Genomic DNA, 1,856 nt, shown 5'->3' on the forward strand with positions numbered 1-1,856 from the left:
TCGTCATCGACACCGACCTGCCCAACACCCAACACCTCCGCAAACAACCCCGCCACAATCTCCTCCACCGGCGTACTCGCCGCCCGAAACACCCCAGCCCCCACCGCATAATCCGGCGCAGGCAACCCCGCCCGATCCACCTTCCCATTCACCGTCACCGGCAACCGATCCAACCGCACCAACACCGCAGGCACCATGAACTCCGGCAACCGCAACCCCACACCACGCCGCACCGCCTCCACCCGATCACCAGCACCCGGATCATTCACATACTCCGACAACCGACCCACCACACCCGCCGGCACGAACACATCCGACAACACCACCTCACCAGCAACGAACACCACATCCATCAACCCCGCCACCCCCGATACCCCCGACCAACTCACCCCCACCGTGAACCCCAACCCCCGACCCAACTCCACACACTCCACCGGCAACACCCCACCTGCATCGGCATCGGTATCGACACCAGCAGCAGCCACCCCGTCGACCACCTCCGCCACCGCAACATGACCCTTCGCAGCCGCCACCGCAGCCACCACCGCCACCTCACCCACCAACCCCGCATGCGGAACCCCACACACCCGCACCCCATCCCGACCCACACCCCCACCACGCAACAACTCCGCCACACCCGCCAACCCCGCCGAACCTGCCAACCCCGACAACTCCGACCACGCCACCGACTCCACCCCCGCCACCGACCGCGCCACCACCGGCGCCGTCCGCAACACCACGTCATACCGGAAACGACTCAACTCGTTCACCGACCGCATCCGCTTGAGCTGCACATCCACCGACCCCACACCACACACCCGCCCCGGCAACGCCACAAAAAACTCCGGAGCAATCAACAACTCCTGCTCCGCCAACACCTCCCGACGCACCCGCTCCCGCAACCCCGCCACCGTCAACGCCTCATCAGCCCCCGCCAACTGCACCCCCGTCGCAAACTCACTCAACAACCCGACATGCCGCACATCCCCCACGAACACCGCACCACCCGGCGCCAACAACCCCACCACCGCCTCGAGCACATCCAACAAATACCCCGCATTCGGGAAATACTGCACCACCGAATTGATCACCACCGTGTCGAAAAAGCCCACCGGCAACCCCTCCACCACATCAGCAGACTGACACCGCAACCGCACCCGATCCGCCCACACCCGACCCGCCACACCAGCCCGCACCGCCTCCACCGTCGGCGCCGAAAAATCCGTCGCCCAATACTGCTCACACTGCGGCGCCAACCGCGACAACAACAACCCCGACCCCACACCGATCTCCAACACCCGCCGCGGCCCCAACTCCTCGATCCGCGCTACCGTCGCATCCTGCCAATCCTGCATCTGCACAACAGGAATCGGCGCACCCGTATAACTCGAATTCCACCCCGCAAAATCCGCACCCAACCCACCCACACCCACACCCACATCAGCCTCGGTATCAGAGGCATACACCTGCTCACCGGAATACAACCCGTCATACACCCGCTGCCACTGACCCACCAACTCCCGCTCCCGCACCACCTCCCGCACCAACGACACCTCACGATCCAAAACCACATACCCCACCAACCGACGATCCCCCACACCCTCATCCTCACGCACCACCACCACCGCCTGCGACACCGCAGCATCAGCAACCAACGCCGCCTCCACCTCCCCCAACTCCACCCGAAAACCACGCACCTTCACCTGCGAATCACCACGACCCACAAACTCCAACTGCCCATCACCACGCCACCGCACCACATCCCCAGTCCGATACAACCGCCCACCACCACCACACGGATCCGCAACAAACCGCGACGCCGTCAACCCAGCCCGACCCCAATACCCCCGCGCCAC

General features: G+C 64.8%; 1 protein-coding gene. It reads right to left on the reverse strand.

From position 1 onward, the window contains the following. The coding region (locus JGU71_RS29565; RefSeq protein ID WP_307830000.1) for a methyltransferase at positions 1-1,703 on the reverse strand (1,703 nt) is incomplete at its 3' end. Positions 1,704-1,856: the final 153 nt, after the last annotated feature.

The sequence above is a fragment of the Antrihabitans stalagmiti genome (genome assembly GCF_016482825.1).
GTDB classification, from domain to species: domain Bacteria; phylum Actinomycetota; class Actinomycetes; order Mycobacteriales; family Mycobacteriaceae; genus Antrihabitans; species Antrihabitans stalagmiti.